This is a genomic window from Photobacterium sp. TY1-4 (assembly GCF_025398175.1).
Classification (GTDB): domain Bacteria; phylum Pseudomonadota; class Gammaproteobacteria; order Enterobacterales; family Vibrionaceae; genus Photobacterium.
The window spans coordinates 367,952-385,248 of record NZ_CP099734.1 but is presented as its reverse complement, the minus strand read 5'-3'; the positions used below and the strand labels follow the sequence as shown (position 1 = coordinate 385,248).

20 protein-coding genes and 1 other RNA gene are annotated in these 17,297 nt (G+C 55.6%); 7 read left to right on the top strand and 14 right to left on the bottom strand.

Annotation, left to right across the window (positions count from 1 at the left end; genetic code table 11):
* Positions 1 to 35: 35 nt before the first annotated feature.
* Together rnpB and rsmI are read right to left on the bottom strand one after the other, a co-directional pair.
* An RNA gene (gene rnpB, locus NH461_RS01890) (RNase P RNA component class A) lies at positions 36 to 424 on the bottom strand.
* Positions 425 to 531: 107 nt separating this feature from the next.
* Positions 532 to 1,392, bottom strand: coding sequence for a 16S rRNA (cytidine(1402)-2'-O)-methyltransferase (gene rsmI, locus NH461_RS01885; protein ID WP_261601660.1), 861 nt, complete (start codon positions 1,390 to 1,392; stop codon positions 532 to 534).
* Between the two features lie 61 nt (positions 1,393 to 1,453).
* Here rsmI and NH461_RS01880 point away from each other — a divergent pair, with 61 nt between their 5' ends.
* From NH461_RS01880 to NH461_RS01865, 4 genes are read left to right on the top strand one after another with little or no spacing between them, the layout of a single operon-like run.
* Complete coding sequence (locus tag NH461_RS01880) at positions 1,454 to 3,280, top strand: penicillin-binding protein activator (protein ID WP_261601659.1); 1,827 nt, start codon at positions 1,454 to 1,456, stop codon at positions 3,278 to 3,280.
* Positions 3,258 to 3,632, top strand: coding sequence for a YraN family protein (locus NH461_RS01875; RefSeq protein ID WP_261601658.1), 375 nt, complete (start codon positions 3,258 to 3,260; stop codon positions 3,630 to 3,632). Before NH461_RS01880 ends, NH461_RS01875 begins: the two co-directional genes overlap by 23 nt.
* A 3-nt stretch (positions 3,633 to 3,635) precedes the next feature.
* Positions 3,636 to 4,226, top strand: a complete 591-nt coding sequence (locus tag NH461_RS01870; protein WP_261601657.1) for a phosphoheptose isomerase — start codon at positions 3,636 to 3,638, stop codon at positions 4,224 to 4,226.
* Positions 4,227 to 4,229: 3 nt separating this feature from the next.
* A complete protein-coding gene (locus NH461_RS01865) occupies positions 4,230 to 4,790 on the top strand; it encodes a BON domain-containing protein (RefSeq protein ID WP_261601656.1) in 561 nt (186 codons plus the stop codon).
* Positions 4,791 to 4,933: 143 nt separating this feature from the next.
* Here the strand turns inward: NH461_RS01865 and sspB are convergent, their stop codons facing one another.
* From sspB to zapE, 8 genes are all read right to left on the bottom strand, one after another.
* Positions 4,934 to 5,440, bottom strand: a complete 507-nt coding sequence (gene sspB, locus NH461_RS01860; RefSeq protein ID WP_261601655.1) for a ClpXP protease specificity-enhancing factor — start codon at positions 5,438 to 5,440, stop codon at positions 4,934 to 4,936.
* Positions 5,440 to 6,078, bottom strand: a complete 639-nt coding sequence (sspA, locus tag NH461_RS01855; protein WP_261601654.1) for a stringent starvation protein SspA — start codon at positions 6,076 to 6,078, stop codon at positions 5,440 to 5,442. The genes sspB and sspA overlap by 1 nt, the downstream gene beginning before the upstream one ends.
* A gap of 85 nt (positions 6,079 to 6,163) precedes the next feature.
* A complete protein-coding gene (locus NH461_RS01850; RefSeq protein WP_261601653.1) occupies positions 6,164 to 6,901 on the bottom strand; it encodes a cytochrome c1 in 738 nt (245 codons plus the stop codon).
* Positions 6,898 to 8,163 (bottom strand): cytochrome b, encoded by a 1,266-nt coding sequence (locus NH461_RS01845; RefSeq protein WP_261601652.1) that lies wholly within the window; start codon positions 8,161 to 8,163, stop codon positions 6,898 to 6,900. The genes NH461_RS01850 and NH461_RS01845 overlap by 4 nt, the downstream gene beginning before the upstream one ends.
* Positions 8,163 to 8,753, bottom strand: coding sequence for a ubiquinol-cytochrome c reductase iron-sulfur subunit (petA, locus tag NH461_RS01840; protein ID WP_261601651.1), 591 nt, complete (start codon positions 8,751 to 8,753; stop codon positions 8,163 to 8,165). Before petA ends, NH461_RS01845 begins: the two co-directional genes overlap by 1 nt.
* A gap of 348 nt (positions 8,754 to 9,101) precedes the next feature.
* On the bottom strand, positions 9,102 to 9,494 hold the full coding sequence (rpsI, locus tag NH461_RS01835) for a 30S ribosomal protein S9 (RefSeq protein WP_261601650.1): 393 nt from the start codon (positions 9,492 to 9,494) through the stop codon (positions 9,102 to 9,104).
* A gap of 15 nt (positions 9,495 to 9,509) precedes the next feature.
* Complete coding sequence (rplM, locus tag NH461_RS01830; RefSeq protein ID WP_255389306.1) at positions 9,510 to 9,938, bottom strand: 50S ribosomal protein L13; 429 nt, start codon at positions 9,936 to 9,938, stop codon at positions 9,510 to 9,512.
* Between the two features lie 266 nt (positions 9,939 to 10,204).
* Positions 10,205 to 11,308 (bottom strand): cell division protein ZapE, encoded by a 1,104-nt coding sequence (gene zapE, locus NH461_RS01825; protein WP_261602805.1) that lies wholly within the window; start codon positions 11,306 to 11,308, stop codon positions 10,205 to 10,207.
* A 235-nt stretch (positions 11,309 to 11,543) separates the two neighbouring features.
* Between zapE and zapG the strand changes: the two genes are divergently transcribed.
* The 3 genes from zapG to degS all read left to right on the top strand — a co-directional run bounded on the left by zapG (position 11,544) and on the right by degS (position 14,717).
* Positions 11,544 to 11,981, top strand: a complete 438-nt coding sequence (gene zapG / locus NH461_RS01820; protein ID WP_261601649.1) for a Z-ring associated protein ZapG — start codon at positions 11,544 to 11,546, stop codon at positions 11,979 to 11,981.
* A 128-nt stretch (positions 11,982 to 12,109) separates the two neighbouring features.
* Positions 12,110 to 13,477, top strand: a complete 1,368-nt coding sequence (locus NH461_RS01815; protein WP_261601648.1) for a Do family serine endopeptidase — start codon at positions 12,110 to 12,112, stop codon at positions 13,475 to 13,477.
* Between the two features lie 172 nt (positions 13,478 to 13,649).
* Positions 13,650 to 14,717, top strand: a complete 1,068-nt coding sequence (gene degS / locus NH461_RS01810; RefSeq protein WP_261601647.1) for an outer membrane-stress sensor serine endopeptidase DegS — start codon at positions 13,650 to 13,652, stop codon at positions 14,715 to 14,717.
* A 74-nt stretch (positions 14,718 to 14,791) separates the two neighbouring features.
* On the opposite strand, the gene murA is transcribed toward degS, so the two are convergent.
* The 4 genes from murA to mlaC are packed head-to-tail and all read right to left on the bottom strand — an operon-like array spanning position 14,792 to position 17,286.
* The gene (gene murA / locus NH461_RS01805; RefSeq protein ID WP_261602804.1) at positions 14,792 to 16,048 is read right to left on the bottom strand and encodes a UDP-N-acetylglucosamine 1-carboxyvinyltransferase; all 1,257 of its coding nucleotides are present in this window, start codon (positions 16,046 to 16,048) and stop codon (positions 14,792 to 14,794) included.
* 11 nt (positions 16,049 to 16,059) lie between these two features.
* On the bottom strand, positions 16,060 to 16,317 hold the full coding sequence (gene ibaG / locus NH461_RS01800) for a BolA family iron metabolism protein IbaG (protein ID WP_261601646.1): 258 nt from the start codon (positions 16,315 to 16,317) through the stop codon (positions 16,060 to 16,062).
* A gap of 20 nt (positions 16,318 to 16,337) precedes the next feature.
* Entirely contained in the window at positions 16,338 to 16,649 is a 312-nt protein-coding gene (locus NH461_RS01795; RefSeq protein ID WP_261601645.1) for a lipid asymmetry maintenance protein MlaB, read from the bottom strand.
* The gene (gene mlaC, locus NH461_RS01790; RefSeq protein WP_261602803.1) at positions 16,642 to 17,286 is read right to left on the bottom strand and encodes a phospholipid-binding protein MlaC; all 645 of its coding nucleotides are present in this window, start codon (positions 17,284 to 17,286) and stop codon (positions 16,642 to 16,644) included. Before mlaC ends, NH461_RS01795 begins: the two co-directional genes overlap by 8 nt.
* Positions 17,287 to 17,297 lie beyond the last annotated feature (11 nt).

Below are 17,297 nucleotides of genomic sequence, written 5' to 3'. Positions count from 1 at the left end.
CAAATTGAAGCAATACATCACCTTTTATAGAGAATGAGGGGAGTTGGCCGATAAGCCGGGTTCTGTCCCGCTTGCGCGGTGGTAACCATTCCTCTAGGCCTGCAATCACTCACAGGCTCAAGCAACCTACCCGTCCCCAACGCGGGCCACGCCATTAGGGACCTATTTGGTCTTGCTCCGGGTGGAGTTTACCGTGCCACGAACTATTACTAGCCGCGCGGTGCGCTCTTACCGCACCCTTTCACCCTTACCTGTGCACCACTTCGAAAAGCGGGCCATCGGCGGTTTGCTCTCTGCTGCACTGGTCGTAGGCTTGCGCCCCCCAGACGTTATCTGGCACCCTGCCCTGTGGAGCCCGGACTTTCCTCCCCTTCGCCAGTCTCCCAAAGGACATCAACGAAGCAGCGGTTACCTGGCCAACTCAGGGAGCGGATTGTAGCGAAGTTCGATCCCGGTTGCCAGCGAAATGTCGCCGCGGGGCGCGGGTCGCTCGAAAAGAGAGCAATCCCATCGCGGCAACGCCATCATCGGCTAGTCCAGGTGCTCCAGCCCCCACTTATACAGGGCATTTTTCTTCACGCCATGGATCTCCGCCGTCAGCGCCGCCGCCTTTTTCAGCGGCAACTCAGCCGCCAGCAACCCCAGCGTGCGCAGGGCATCCGCCGGCAACGCTTCTTTTTCCGCCCGGTGACCGGCCACCAGCACCACCATCTCACCCCGGATCCGGTTACTGTCTTCTTGCAGCCATGCAATCAGCTCTCCCAGCGGCGCGCCATGAATGGTTTCATAGGTTTTGGTCAGTTCGCGCGCCAGCACCACCTGACGCGCCTCGCCCAGCACCGTCAGCATATCCGCCAGGGAATCCATGATCCGGTGCGGGGATTCATAGAAGATCAGCGTGCGCGGATCATCGGCCAGTGCCTGGAAACAATCCCGGCGTCCTTTGCTTTTCGGTGGCAGAAACCCTTCAAAGCTGAAGCGATCTGACGGCAGCCCGGCCGCGCTCAAGGCAGTGATCACCGCACAAGGGCCCGGCAACGGCACAACTTTGACACCGGCTTGACGACAGCGATTGACCAGATGGTATCCTGGATCACTGATTAAAGGCGTGCCGGCATCCGAAACCAAGGCGATGCTGGTGCCCGCCTGCAGCTTCTCAATCAAAAAGTCAGCTTTCTGCTGCTCGTTGTGATCGTGAAGCGCAAAGGTGCGGGTTGAGATAGAAAAATGGGTCAGCAAGCGCGAGGTATGACGGGTGTCTTCAGCGGCGATCAGGTCCACATTTGCCAATACATCCAATGCACGCTGCGTGATGTCCGCCAGATTACCGATCGGTGTAGGTACGATGTACAAAGTTGCGACATCTACCGGGCATGAATTGGTCTCACTCATTTGTCTAAGATCTCATCTGCAATTAATATAGAGAGTAATTTGTCACAGTTGAAAAAATTCAATGTTCGATTTTACCCATAAGCGTAAAAGTGTATCACGACTCATCGCGCCTGTAGCCCTTGCCGTGATCCTGGCGGGCTGTTCGACGCCCACCCAAGAAACCGTGACCCTGGATATCACTGCGCCGGTGACGGACAGTGCGGCTAATTATCTGATCCGAGCGGAGTCCAGCGAAGGCATCGCCAGTATTGACTGGCACATTCTTGCCCTCAAGGCTCTGATCAAAGAAGGCCGCCTGGAGCAGGCCGAGCAGCAGGCCAACCGCCTGGCCCGGCTGTCGATGAACCCGGTCCAGATGGCAGAATGGCAGCTGGCACGTGCCACCCTGCGCTATCAGCAAGGCCAGCCGCAGTCGGCCCTGGAGACCCTGAATTTCCAATCCTGGTGGACGCTGAACGACCGGCAGTACCTGCGCTATCACATGCTGCGGGCTGAATTGCTGGCGCAGACCAACCAGCCGATGGCAGCCGCCCGTGAGCGCACAGCCCTGGATCAGTACCTGCAACCCGAGCAAAAAGCCGCCAACTGGCAGCGTTTGTGGCAGGACTTGGCCAGCTTCAATAACAACCAGCTGCAATCGGCGAAAATCGCCGAGGACGAAACCGTCCTGCGCGGCTGGGTTCAGCTGAGCATCCTGAAGAACACTTACTCGCAACGCCCGGCCCGGCTGAAAAGCGCCGTCGACGAATGGCTGGCGCAGCACCCTTACCATCCGGCTAACCAGTCCCTACCGGCCGAGCTGGCCGCGATCCTGGCGCTGGAGATCCCCGAGCTCAGCAATGTCGCCCTGCTGTTGCCGCTGTCCGGACGCTATGAGCATGCGGGTAAAGCGGTACGCGACGGTTTTATCAATGCCATGCTTGATGATACCGCCCGGGACGCCGAGACGGAGCTGACCATTTATGATACTGAGGCAGAACCCCTGCCGGCGATCATCAGCAAGCTGGAGCAAGCCGGGATCGAGCTGGTGATTGGCCCGCTGCGCAAAGACAAAATCACGGACTTCCAGCGGCTGAACCAGTCACAGATGACGATGCTGGCCCTGAATGAGCCGGATCAGTCTGCCCAAACCCAGGGCAAAGTCTGCTACTTTGCCCTGTCGCCGGAGCAGGAAGCCGAGCAAGCCGCCCGCCATCTGTTTGCCAAGGGGCATCAGTATCCGATGGTCCTCGCCCCGGGCAACGACTTCGGTGAGCGGGTCAGCCAGGCCTTTATCTCGCAATGGCAACAACTGACCGGCCACGAACCGGCCAGCAGCACGTTCAGCTCGCGCAAGCAGGTCCAACAGCAAATTGCGGCGGTCTTCGGCCTGACCGAAAGTCAGTCCCGGATCCAACAGATGAACCAGTTGCTGGGGATCGAGCTGGAAACCCAGCCTCGCAGCCGCCGTGACACCGATGCTGTGTACCTGATCGCCAACAAGAACGAGCTGACGCTCCTCAAGCCGTTTATCGAAGTCGCGATCAACCCGGACATCCAGCCACCGAAGCTGTACGCCAGCTCACGCAGCTACCCGGACAGCAAAGCCAATTTCAGTGAGTTACGCGGGATTGAGTTCAGTGATATTCCGCTGCTGGTGGATGCCAACCACCATTTCATGACCCGGTACAATGAGCTTTGGCCAAATGCGAACAACACGGATCTGCGCCTGCACGCCTTCGGGATGGACGCGTATAAAATGATCACAGAACTCCCGCAGATGCAGGCTGTCGATAACTACAGCACGCAAGGGAAAACCGGCCGACTGAGCCTGGACGATCAGTGTGTCATCCAGCGCCAACTCAGCTGGGCCATGTTCTCCGGGAATGGCGTTGAACCTGCCCAATAGACGCCGCCAAGGGCAGGCTTATGAGCAACTGGCGGAGCAATATCTGCACCGCCAGGGGCTGCATCCCGTCTGTCGAAATTTCCAATGCCGGGGCGGTGAGATCGACCTCATCATGCGCGATCGCCGCTGCCTGGTCTTCATTGAAGTCAAATTTCGTCAACGTCCCCATTACGGTTCTGCCGCAGAAACGGTAAACTGGCGTAAGCTGCAACGCCTCAAACGTGCCGCACTCTTCTGGCTGCAACGTAATGGCCTCGCGGCCGAACACACCGAGTTCCGATTTGATGTCGTGGCCATCCAAGGCACCGAACAACACATTGAGTGGCTTACCAATATCCTGGTGGAAGGTTAATCCATGCTAGAGAGCATTAAAGAAAGTTTTACCGAAAATATTCAGACTCAGATTGCGGCGGCGGAAGCCCTGCCGGATGCGATTGCCCAGGCCGCGCAACTGATGGTGCAAAGCCTGCTGAACGGCAACAAGATCCTGTGCTGCGGTAACGGCGGCTCCGCGGCCAACGCCCAGCATTTTGCATCGTGCCTGATTAACCGCTTCGAAACCGAGCGTCCGAGCCTACCGGCCCTGGCACTGACGGCGGACACCACCACTCTGACGGCAGTCGCCAACGACTACCACCATGATGAAGTGTTCTCCAAGCAGGTCCGGGCCCTGGGCCAGACCGGCGATATCCTGTTTGTGCTGTCAACCAGCGGTAACAGCAAGAACATCATCAAAGCGATGGAAGCAGCCCTGACCCGGGATATGACCATTGTGGCCCTGACCGGAAAAGACGGCGGCGAAATGGCCGGCCTGCTCGGCGTCCAGGATGTTGAAATCCGGATCCCGTCACAACGGACAGCCCGGATCCAGGAAGGACACTTGCTGACCGTCCATTGTTTGTGTGATCTGATCGATAAAGTATTGTTCCCACAACACGAAGGATAATTCATGCGCAAATTTCAAGCGCTGCTGCTGGCCGCGTTATTGCTGCTCCAGGGGTGCGCCACTCTGGTTCCCAGCGATCCCCGCTCTGCCAAGCGGCAATGGTTTGACCAGCACATCGAAATGGAAATTGGCGGGTTGGTGAACAAGCCGCCTTACCGTCAGCAGGCCCGGATCAACGCGGTCGCCTTTGACGGCAAAGTGCTGCTCGTCGGCCAGGCCGTCGATGAGGCGACCAAGTCACAGCTAGCCGAGCAGATCCGCCAGCTCAGCAACGTCAGCACCGTGTTCAACCAAATCCAGGTCCGTCCGTTGCCCAAGCTGGGCGAGGTCAGCCAAGACAGCTGGCTCACCACCAAGGTGAAATCGCAGCTCATCGGCAGTAAGAAACTACAGGATGTCGCGATCCAGGTGCTGACCGAAAGCCAGGCGGTTTACCTACTGGGCTATGTCACCCGGGAGCAGGCCCATATCGCCACAGAAATCGCCCGCAACGTCAACGGGGTGAAGCAAGTCGTGAAGGTGTTTGAGTATCTGGAGAGCCCGCCGGCTGCTGACCCGTCATAAGGCGAGAGTGGCAGGGGGGAGCGTGAGACGAGCGTGCACTTTGCCCTTGCGCTATCCCATGAGATCAATCGACATCCATAAAAAAACGCAGCCCCGGGCTGCGTTTTTTATGCGATGGCGACATTGATGACTCGCACTTGGCGTTACTTGACAACGCGCAGACTTGGTCGGCCTCGCGGACGAGGCGGCTCATCATCCGGCGCATCACTGTCTGCCGTTTCCGTGACTTCCGCCAGCGGAGACATGGTGTCGGTGTCAGCGATCTCAATCTGCGGTTCATCCGCCGCATCGAGTTCGGCCTGTTCGACCAGCTCTGGCTCATATGCCGGCTCCGGCTCAAACATGGTTCCCGCACCGTTTTCACGCGCATACAACGCCATCACCGCGTACAGCGGCACGATCACGGAGTGCGGACGACCGCTAAAGCGGGCATTGAAGCTGATAGCCTCATTGCCCAGCTCCAAGTTCCCTACCGCACGCGGGGCAATGTTCAGCACGATTTGGCCGTCGCTGACAAATTCCATCGGCACTTTCACGCCCGGCAAGGTCGCATCAACCACCAAATGCGGGGTTAAGTCATTATCGACCAGCCAGTCATAAAAAGCCCGCACCAGATAGGGACGGCGCGGCGTCATCGTTGCCATATCCATTATTGGCCAGCCAGACGCATTTCACGCTCAGCTTCGGTCAACGAAGCCAGGAAAGAATCACGCTCAAAGACACGAGTCATGTACGCTTTCACTTCTTTGGCGCCCGGACCGGACAGCTCAATGCCCATTTGCGGCAGACGCCACAGCAACGGTGCCAGGTAGCAATCTACCAGGCTGAACTCTTCACTCATGAAGTAAGGGAATTCAGCAAACACCGGGGCCAGTGCCAACAACTCTTCACGCAATTGCTTGCGCGCTTTCTCGGCTTCATCCGGCGTGCCTTGATTGACTTTCTCAGCCAGGGTATACCAGTTACGCTCAACACGGTACATCATCAGGCGACTGTTCCCCCGGGCGACCGGGTAAACAGGCATCAGCGGCGGGTGAGGGAAACGCTCATCCAGATACTCCATAATGATGTTGGCCTGGTACAGCGCAAGCTCGCGGTCAACCAGGGTCGGAACAGAGTTGTACGGGTTCAGGTCCAGAAGATCCTCAGGTAAGTTATCCGGATCAACCAGCTCGATTTCAACACTGACACCCTTTTCCGCTAGAACGATACGCACCTGATGGCTGTAGATATCCGAAGCATCAGAATACAGAGTCATCACAGAGCGTTTATTGGCAGCAACAGCCATTAACCCCTCCAGTATACTTATATACACAAAAAGCAACGAGGGCCCGAGCCCCCATTGCGAGTTCTTAACCCACTAGATTACCTGATCAGTGGACATCGCGCCAATACTCTTTCTTCAACAGTAAGGTTAGTACAAAGAATACGACGATAAAGCCCATCACCCACAGACCCAGACGCTGACGCTCCAGCTTCATTGGCTCTGCCGAGTATTCCAGGAAGTTCACCAGATCACGGACCACGGCGTCATACTCTTCGGTGTTCAGCTCACCGGAACCGTCAGACTCAATGCCGACCAGTTCCTTCACTTCTACACCATCAATCAGACGGGTCTCGTATACCTTCGACGGTACGCCCTGCAGCTCTTCCAGCACGTGTGGCATGCCCACACTCGGGAAGACCACATTGTTCACCCCAAACGGACGGCTTGGGTCGGCATAGAAAGAACGCAGGTAGGTGTAAATCCAATCCGTGCCACGAACCCGGGCAACCAGCGTCAGATCCGGTGCCGGAGCACCGAAAGAAGTCGCCGCATACTCGGTCGGAATCGCATTGTGCATCAGCTCACCGATTTTGACTTCCGGATCAAAGATCATGTGCTCTTTCATCAGCTCAGCCGGAATATCCAGATCATTGGCGACACGCTCATAACGCTGATACTGCGTGGCGTGACAGCCGAAACAGTAGTTCATGAACGTTTGCGCGCCACGCTGCAACGAGGCTTTATCCGACAGATCGTTGTTGGCAGCATCCAACGGCACTTTTGCACCTGCCGCCATTGCCAGAGACGGCAACAGGGCAAATAACAATACAATCAACTTCCTCATTTGAATGTCACCCTCTCTGGTAGCGGTTTGGTAGCTTCATTTTTGCTGTAGAAGAACAGCAGCACGAAGAACATAAAGTAACCAAAGCTAAATACCTGTGCCATCAGGGTATAAGTCGGGGTCGCCGGCAGCGCACCCAGAATACCCAGCGCAATAAAGCAAATCGTAAACTGAACAATGTTGCCCAGATGCAGTTTGCTCCGGTAGCGGTAAGAGCGCACTTTACAGCGATCCAACCACGGCAGCAGGAACAGCGCGACAATCGAGGCGCCCATGGCAATAACACCCAACAGCTTGTCCGGCACCGCACGCAGGATGGCGTAGAACGGTGTGAAGTACCATACCGGCGCAATATGCTCAGGCGTCTTCAGCGGGTTTGCTGCTTCGAAGTTAGGTGGCTCAAGGAAGTAGCCGCCCATTTCCGGGTTAAAGAAAATCACGTAGCTGAACAAGAAGGCAAACACCGCCACCCCGACCATATCTTTCACGGTCCCGTACGGGTGGAAAGGAATCGAGTCGATGATATCGTACTTCTTGCTGTAGTAACTATGGAACGGGAACTGGCTCTTATATCCTTCACCTTTGCTCCCCTTCGGCAGCTTGGTCTCAATCCCGTCCGGGTTGTTCGAACCCACTTCATGCAACGCCAGGACGTGCAGGACGACAAGCAACAGCAACACAATCGGCAGCGCAATGACGTGCAAGGCAAAGAAACGGTTCAGCGTCGCACCGGAGATCACGTAGTCACCGCGGATCCATAGCGTCAGATCGTCACCAATCACCGGAATCGCACCAAACAGGGAGATGATCACCTGGGCACCCCAGTAAGACATCTGGCCCCATGGCAGCAGGTAACCCATGAACGCTTCGGCCATCAGCACCAGGAAGATCAGCATGCCGAACAACCACAGCAGCTCACGCGGCTTCTGGTACGAGCCGTAGATCAAACCCCGGTACATGTGCAGGTACACCACGACGAAGAACGCCGAAGCGCCGGTCGAGTGCATGTAACGCAACAACCAACCATATTCCACATCACGCATGATGTATTCAATCGATGCAAACGCACCGTCGCCGGAAGGCGTATAGTTCATGGTCAGCCAGATCCCAGTCAGGATCTGGTTCACCAACACCAGCATGGCCAATGAACCAAACAGATACCAGAAGTTGAAGTTCTTCGGCATCGGGTATTCGGATAAATGCTTACGGTAAGCATTCATCACTGGCAGTCGTTTTTCGACCCAACCAAGTAATGCTTCCATTAGGCTGTCTCCTCATCGACACCGACGATAATGGTGTTGTCATCCAAGAACATATGAGGCGGCACCACCAGGTTCAATGGTGCCGGTACTCCTGAAAATACACGGCCTGCCATATCAAACTTAGACCCGTGGCACGGACAGAAGAAGCCAGCGGAGACGCCACTCACCTGCTCGCTGAAACTGTCAGGCAGATAGGTTGGCGAACAACCAAGGTGGGTACAGATACCTACGGCTAAAAAGATTTCAGGCTTCACTGAACGATATTGGTTCTGGGCATAACCCGGCTGCTGTGGTTCGCCTGACGACGGATCACGCAGCTGATCATCATGACCGCCCAGTTCCTCGATAATTGCTTCGCTACGGCGCACGACCCAAACCGGTTTACCACGCCATTCGACGCGAACCATTTGGCCGTCTTCCAATTTGCTGATATCAACTTCGACTGGCGCACCGGCGGCTTTTGCTTTGGCGCTCGGGTTCCACGACTTGATAAAAGGCACAGCTACAGCGACTGCACCTAAGCCTCCGACAACTGACGTTGTCGCAGTCAGGAAGCGGCGGCGACCGTTACTTACTGGCGCATTGCTCATCCAAACATTCTCCCATGTGCTCCCGCTCTGGATTATTATTATGTCCCTTGGCGTCCCTGGAGCTTACGGCTAACTCTCAACGGAAAGATACAACAGATAATTGGTAATTTTTTAAGCTGTTGTGAATCGCGCCAAATGATAAATAAAACCCCACTTTTTGACAAGATAAAGCTACCTTTCGGCAACAAATGTGAGAGGTATGTTCTTTTTGTTTTGAATTTTCACGGTGCGGGGAAATACTGACCGGCTCAGAAGGCCAAACCGGATGTTTCTTACAGACAAAAAAAAGCCCAACCCGAAGGTTGAGCTTTTTCTGTACACAGTACAACCGGTAAACCGGCGCGTAAATTAACGCTTAGAGAACTGTGGACGACGACGTGCTTTACGCAGACCAACTTTCTTACGCTCAACTTTACGTGCGTCACGAGTAACGTAACCCGCTGCGCGTAGAGTAGGACGTAGAGACTCATCGTACTCCATCAGAGCGCGAGTGATGCCGTGGCGGATTGCGCCAGACTGACCTGTGATACCGCCACCTTTAACAGTGATGTACAGATCCAGTTTCTCAGTCATTTCAACCAGCTCTAGTGGCTGACGAACAACCATGCGAGCTGTTTCGCGGCCGAAGTATTCTTCGATGCTGCGCTTGTTGATTACGATGTTGCCAGTACCCGGTTTAATGAAAACACGAGCAGCTGAGCTTTTGCGGCGACCAGTGCCGTAGTATTGATTCTCTGCCATTGTCATCTTCCCCAATTAGATGTCTAGAACTTTAGGCTGCTGTGCAGCGTGGTTGTGCTCAGTACCCGCGTAAACTTTCAGCTTACGGTACATTGCACGGCCTAGAGGACCTTTAGGAAGCATGCCTTTAACAGCAGTTTCGATAACCATTTCTGGTTTCTTATCGATTAGCTTCTCGAAGCTGATAGACTTCAGACCACCAATGTAGCCAGTGTGGCGGTGGTACATCTTGTCAGTGCGCTTCGCACCAGTTACCGCAACTTTCTCAGCGTTGATAACGACGATGTAGTCGCCAGTGTCAACATGCGGAGTGTACTCAGGCTTGTGCTTGCCACGTAGACGAGATGCGATTTCAGTTGCCAGACGACCCAGTGTTTTACCTTCAGCGTCAACAACATACCAGTCACGTTTTACAGTTTCTGGTTTAGCAACGAAAGTTTTCATGCTAATTCTTACCCAAAATTAATTAGTTTCACTTTACAGGAGCCTATAGCTCCCTCTGTACAGAGCCCAGTCATCACCCCTTCGAGTGGTTGGCACTCCCGGCTTTTGCCGTTACAGGTACGGTGGGTCGCAAGATTATAGGGAAGGGTGGAGAAAAAATCACCTTTTTTTCAAAAAAAATTGAGATTTTTTCTCAGCATGGCCGTAACGGGGGATTCTGACAACAAAACGGGGGCCGGGCGGCCCGAACCCCTCGTTTTATGCGGTTATGCCAGATGCGGACGCGCCAGGTATTCGTGGCTCTGCATCTCAATTAACCGCGAGCAACAGCGTTTGAACTCAAATGTCAGCCGTCCCTGCCGGTAAAGCTGAGATAACTCAGTTTCCGCCGACATGATCAGCTTGACGTTACGCTCATAAAACTCATCCACCATGGCAATAAAACGCCGGGCAGCATCATCCTCCTTCTCCCCCATCTGGATCACCTCTGACACCAACACGGTATGGTAAATCCGGGCAATTTCCATGTAATCGTTCTGGCTGCGTGCGGTCTGGCACAGGGTCTGGAACGTAAAATGCACCACCCCGTCCGCTTCGTGCCGGGTCGGCAACATCCGGTTGTTGATTTCAATGGCCTTGCCTTCGGCGCGGGGCTCAACACTCAGCTGTTGAAAATACTGATTCAAATTCTGCTCCGCCTGGGCATCGAGCGGATAATGGAAAATTTCCGCCTGCTCCAAGGTACGAAGCCGGTAATCAACCCCGGAGTCGACATTGACCACCTCGCAATGCTGCTCGATCAAGGCAATTGCCGGCAGAAAGCGCGCGCGCTGCAGGCCGTTGCGATAGAGCTCCTGCGGCGGAATGTTCGAGGTCGCCACCAGGGTGATCCCGCGCTGAAACAGGGCTTCAAACAAGGTCCCGAGGATCATGGCGTCGGTAATATCGGAAACGAAAAACTCATCAAAGCAGATGATATCAGTTTCAGCCTGAAACCGATCAGCGACGCGCTCCAGCGGATTTTCCTGCGCGCCAAGCTGTTTGAGCTCCTGATGCACCCGGTGCATAAAACGGTGGAAGTGGACCCGCATCTTGCGCTCGGTCGGCAGACACTCAAAAAAGGTATCCACCAGATACGTTTTCCCCCGGCCGACCCCGCCCCAGAAATACAGCCCTTTCACCGGCACCACGGCCGATGGGCCCTGCCGCTTGAGCAGGCGGGAAAACAGCGACGACCTGGCCGGCTCCGGCTTCGGCGCCTGCATCCGATGAAACAGATCCTCTAAGTGCTGCACTGCCATGGCCTGTGCCGGATCGGCGATGAACTCTTCACGCTGAAGGTCTTGCTGGTATTTTTGCTGTGGCGTCATCCGTTGCTGTAACTCTTTTGATCCCATCTTTGGCATCGGATAGTACCATGCCCCGGTTTGTGCATGTATAGTAACGATACGAAACAGGGTTATTGATTTGTGACTCAGCAAGGGCTTCCCCCAGCGATGACGATAACAACAACCCATATGCCGGCAGGTACGTCGCTCTCGGCGCGCCAACAAACAGCATGGCCGGCTGTCATCTGGTATTGATAGTAACCACAAGGAGTTTTCCATGGCTTGGATTTATGCGCTTCTGATTTTTGCCGCCGGTGCCATTGTCGGCGGTTTTGCTGCGCGACTGGGCAACAAAAGCCTGCAACAGCAAAAAGAGCTGAAAAAAGACCTGGACAAGTCTAAGTACGAACTGGAGCAGTTCCGCCAGGAGCTGGTCGACCATTTTGCCCGCAGCGCGGAACTGCTGGACAACATCGCCAAAGACTACAGCAAGCTGTATGAGCACATGGCCAAAACCTCTACCGAGCTGATGCCGAATCTGCCGGAGCAGGACAACCCGTTTGCCCGCCGCATCAGCACCCTGATGCCGGTTGCCGACAGCGGGGAGACTGCCGCACCGCCACGCGACTACGCCAACGGTGCCAGCGGCCTGTTAAAGGGTGAGCCGGAATCAGTCGACACCCCGGAGAAACTGGAAGCCACCAAAGCCAGTTAGTTTTTCTGGAACTAAACCCCGGTTTTCAAGTCAGAGCAAATACTGGTTCCAATGCTTGGTGATTGATTCATCACTATTTATAGTCACATGGAATGGTACTTCTACTCGTAAACCGGAGTTTAGTCATAATGAAAAAACCTTTGCTTGTATTAAGTGCAATCGCATTAAGTATCAGTTCTGTCCTGGTCCCGGTGACCGCCACCGCAGCACTCCCCCAGGCCGTCAGCAGCCAACAATTGCCCAGCCTGGCCCCGATGCTGGAAAACGTCACCCCCGCCGTGGTCAGCATCGCCATCGAAGGCCGTCAGGTCTCCCGGCAACGCTTGCCGGAAACCTTCCGTTTTTTCTTCGGCCCTGAATTCCCAACCGAGCAACTGCAGGAGCGTCCGTTTCGCGGCCTGGGATCCGGGGTGATCATTGATGCCGATCAGGGCTATATCGTCACCAACCATCACGTGATCAACGGTGCCGATAAAATCGCTGTCCAGCTGTATGATGGCCGTGAAGTCAGTGCCGAGCTGATCGGCAGCGACGAGATGTCCGATATCGCGCTGCTGAAAATCGAAAAAACCAAGAACCTGACTGCCATTAAGCTGGCCAACTCAGATAACCTGCGGGTCGGGGATTTTGCCGTGGCTATCGGGAACCCGTTCGGCTTAGGCCAAACCGTGACGTCCGGGATTATTTCCGCGCTGGGCCGCAGCGGCCTGAACATTGAGAACTTCGAGAACTTTATCCAGACCGACGCCGCCATCAACAGCGGTAACTCCGGCGGCGCCCTGATCAACCTCAACGGGGAGCTGGTCGGGATCAACACCGCGATTCTCGGCCCGAACGGCGGCAACGTCGGGATCGGCTTTGCCATTCCGGTCAATATGGTCAAAAGCCTGACCGAGCAGATCCTGGAATTCGGTGAAGTGAAACGGGGCGTATTGGGCGTGCTCGGGGGCGAGCTCACCACCGAACTGGCGGAAGCCTTCGGCTATGAGACCAACCACGGCGCCTTCATCAACCAAGTGATCCCGGACTCGGCGGCTGAAAAATCCGGACTGAAAGCCGGTGATATTATTGTCTCGGTCAACGGTAAACAGATCCGCACCTTTAGTGAGCTGCGGGCGAAAATCGCCACGCTGGGCGCCGGCAAGAAAGCAGCATTGGGCATTGTCCGCGACGGGGAATCCCGGACGGTCGATGTGGTGCTGCAAGCGGCCAACCAGAATAAGGTCAAGGCAGAGAACCTCCACGAACGCCTCGCCGGTGCTGAGTTTGCCAACACTTCAGCCGAAGACGGAGTAAAGGGGGTCAAAGTCACCCGCCTGGAAGAGCAGTCCATCGCGGCCCGCTACGGCCTGGAGCAAGGCGATATTATCCTCGGCCTGAACCGCCAGCCGGTCCGCAACCTGGGTGAGCTGCGCAAGGCGCTGGAGAAAAATCCAAACGTGCTGGCGCTGGAAGTTAAGCGCGGCAATAACGTGCAGTATCTGATCATCCGCTAAACACCAGTCGGGCCGGAAACGGTCCGACTCTTCTCCGAAAATCCCAAGCCATCCACACCGCTTTCCCGCACGGCGGCTTCAGTTTGGTATCTGCTGCCGGTAATGATATCCTCGACCAAATTACTCGTATTTTATTGCGTCGCGGCGCTTTTTTTGGTTTTAGGGAGCAGGCATGCTGGCTTTTTTTCGTCGATCCATTGTCCTTGGCGTCGTCACAGCTCTTGCGTTGCTGGTCATCTTTCCCGACCTGCGTACCCAGATGACCCCGGCCCCGACGCATTTCGCGCCGCTGGAAACGGATCAAGCCCAACTCTCCTATAACTATGCCGTCCGGCGTGCCTCGCCGGCAGTCGTCAATATCTACAACCGCCGCTACAACGCCTCCGATCGCCTGAAGCTCAGCACCCAGGGACTGGGCTCCGGGGTCATTATGAGCAATAAGGGATATATCGTCACCAACTACCATGTGGTGGCGGAGGCCGATCAGGTGATTGCCGCGCTGCAGGACGGCCGGATTTTTACCGCGCAGCTGATCGGTAAAGATCGCCGGACGGACTTAGCGGTTCTGAAAATCCAGGCCGAAAACCTGCCGGTGATCCCGCTCAATGAGACCTACCAACCTGCCGTCGGAGACGTGGTCCTGGCGATTGGGAATCCCTATAATCTGGGCCAGACCACCACCTACGGCATCATTTCTGCCACCGGCCGCTCCGGGATGAGCTTTTACGGCCGCCAGGATTTCCTGCAAACCGATGCGGCCATCAATGAAGGGAACTCCGGTGGTGCCCTGGTCAATACCCGGGGCGAGCTGGTCGGGATCAATACCGCCTCGTTCCAGCAGGCCACCGATATCGAAACCTATGGCATTTCTTTTGCCATTCCCTATGAGCTGACGCAGAAAATCATGAACAAGCTGATTGCCGACGGCCGGGTGATCCGCGGCTATATCGGCATCGAAGCCCGCGATGTTAACCCGGTGATGGCCCGGCTGTATGATGCCGATCAGATCAGCGGTATTATCGTCACCGGCATGGATCCAAACGGTCCGGCCGCCCAGGCCGGATTTCAGGTCCAGGATATCCTGATTGAAATTGACGGCCGAAAAGTCACCGATCGGCGCAACGTCCTCGATATTGTGACCGAGCTGCGCCCGGGCAACCAGGTCGAAATGAAGGTGCTACGCAACGGCAAGCCGCTGACCCTGTCGGTGCTAATCGCCGACGAGCCCAACGTGTACTAACCCCCAAGACCGCCCCGAACCCGCATACAAAAAAACCAGCCATATGGCTGGTTTTTTAGGGTCAGGGCAGCAATTTATTCGCTGAAGCGCTCAATGTGCATGCCCAGCGCACTGAACTTATCTTCAATCCGCTCATAGCCGCGGTCGATGTGATAAATCCGATCCACAATGGTTTCACCACTGGCAATGCTGCCGGCAATCACCAGACTGGCTGAAGCGCGCAGATCGGTCGCCATGACCTGAGCCCCGCTCAAGCCATCGGTATCACCGCAAATCACCGTATTGCCCTCGATTTCCGCATGAGCCCCCATCCGGATCAACTCGGGAATGTGCATGAAACGGTTCTCAAAGATCGTTTCGGTAATGATCCCGGTCCCTTTAGCCACCAGGTTCAACAATGAGAACTGGGCCTGCATATCCGTTGGGAATCCCGGGTGCGGCGCAGTGCGGATATTCACGGCTTTCAGCTCGCGGCTGGTCATATCCAGGCTGATCCAGTCCTCCCCGGTTTCCACCGCAGCGCCGGCCTCTTCCAGTTTCGCCAGTGCAGCTTCCAACAGTGAAGGCTTGGTATTGCGGCAGATAATCTTACCACCGGACACCGCTGCCGCCACCAGGAATGTTCCGGTTTCAATGCGATCGGCCACCACTTTGTGGTAACCACCGCCCAGACGCGCCACCCCTTCGATGGTGATGGTATCACTGCCGGCACCGGTAATTTTGGCCCCCAGAGTATTCAGAAAGTTCGCCGTATCAACAATTTCCGGCTCACGGGCGGCATTTTCAATCACAGTCTTGCCTTCGGCCAGAGTGGCCGCCGACATAATCGTCACCGTCGCCCCGACACTGACTTTGTCCATCACGATGTGGGCCCCTTTCAGGCGGCCGTCAACCGTGGCTTTCACGTACCCTTCTTCCAGGACAATCTTGGCGCCCAGTTGCTCCAGGCCGTGAATATGCAGGTCTACCGGACGAGCACCAATCGCACAGCCACCGGGCAGAGACACCTGACCCTCACCAAAGCGGGCCACCAGCGGTCCCAGCGCCCAAATCGAAGCGCGCATGGTTTTCACCAGCTCATACGGGGCGCAGTACTGGTCTACACCGCTGGCATCCACATACACCGACCCGTTGCGGCTGACCTTGGCACCCAAGCGCCCCAGCAGCTCCATAGTGGTATCGATATCCCGCAATTTCGGCACATTGGCCACTTCTACCGGCTCTTCGGCCAGCAGAGCGGCGAACAAAATCGGCAGAGCCGCGTTTTTCGCACCGGAAATCGTCACTTCACCGCTGAGCGGGCCGCCGCCCTGAATTCGAAACTTCTCCATCATCAACCCTCTTAAGACAGCGACATCAGTTTTTTGTCACGTGCCCACTCTTGCGGCGTAAAGGTTTTGATGCTGAGCGCATGAATATCATTGGCAGCAATCTGGGCCATCAGCGGCGCATAGATGGCCTGCTGCTGCTTCACCCGACTCATGCCTTCAAACAGCGCCCCGATAGCAATCACTTCGTAGTGGCTGCCCTCGCCTTTGACAATGACTTCATCAAGATCCAGAGCATTTTCCAGAATTTTTTTAATTTCAGAGATTTCCACAAGCTATCCTCTTTCACTGCTTAGGCAATACACGCAGCTAACATTGATTCGACATGACTCAGGCGGAGCAAAGTGACCAGCTGTTCCGGCACATGCAATAGGGTCAGTTCACTGCCGTTACTGCTGAGCTGTTGATAAATATGAAGCAGCATGACCATCCCCGCGGAATCCACCCGGGTCACAGCACGCAGATCGAGCTGAACCTGAGACTCACGCGGCATCCATTCATGCCGTTGCCGCCAAAAAGCTGGAACTGTGTCACGTTCCAGCGTTCCTGACAAGCTGTAATGGCCATTTTCCTGAACCTGCCACTCAATCTTCGGCTTACTCATTTGCACTGTCCTCACGGCGAATAGGCTTCGCCGCAAGTCCACGCAGGTTGGCTGTCACGGCGTCCACGCCCTCGTTGCGCAGCTGGCCGCTCCACTCGCTTTGTTTGGTCGAGATCATGCTCACCCCTTCAGCGACCATGTCATACGCCTGCCACTCGCTGGTTTTCTCGTTCTTACGCAGTTTGAAATCGAGGCGGATGGGTGGGCGGCTGCCCCCGAGGATATCCACCCGGACAGAAACAATGGTGCGGCCCGCCGGGATTTTCTGGGGCGATTCGATCCGAATATCCTGATCCGTATACTGGGTCAGCACCTGAGCATAAGACGCAACCAGGTAATCGGTAAAGGCATTGACAAAGTTGTTGCGCTGGTCCGCTGTGGTTTTCTTCAGGTTCGGCCCCAGCACCTTATAAGCCGCGTAGCGGGTATTAATGTAAGGCAAGAGTTCCTGGCGTACTACGCCGCGCAGCAACTCCGGGTTACGCTGGATCTGATCCTGTTGCGCCTTCAGGCGATCAAAGGTCTGTTGCGACACCACCTGGATCAAATGATACGGGTCTGTTTTATCGACAGGAGCCGCCAGGGCAACCAACGGCAGCGCCAGCAAAGCAACCAGCAAAACTCGAAACAATTTCATCATATCCCCTT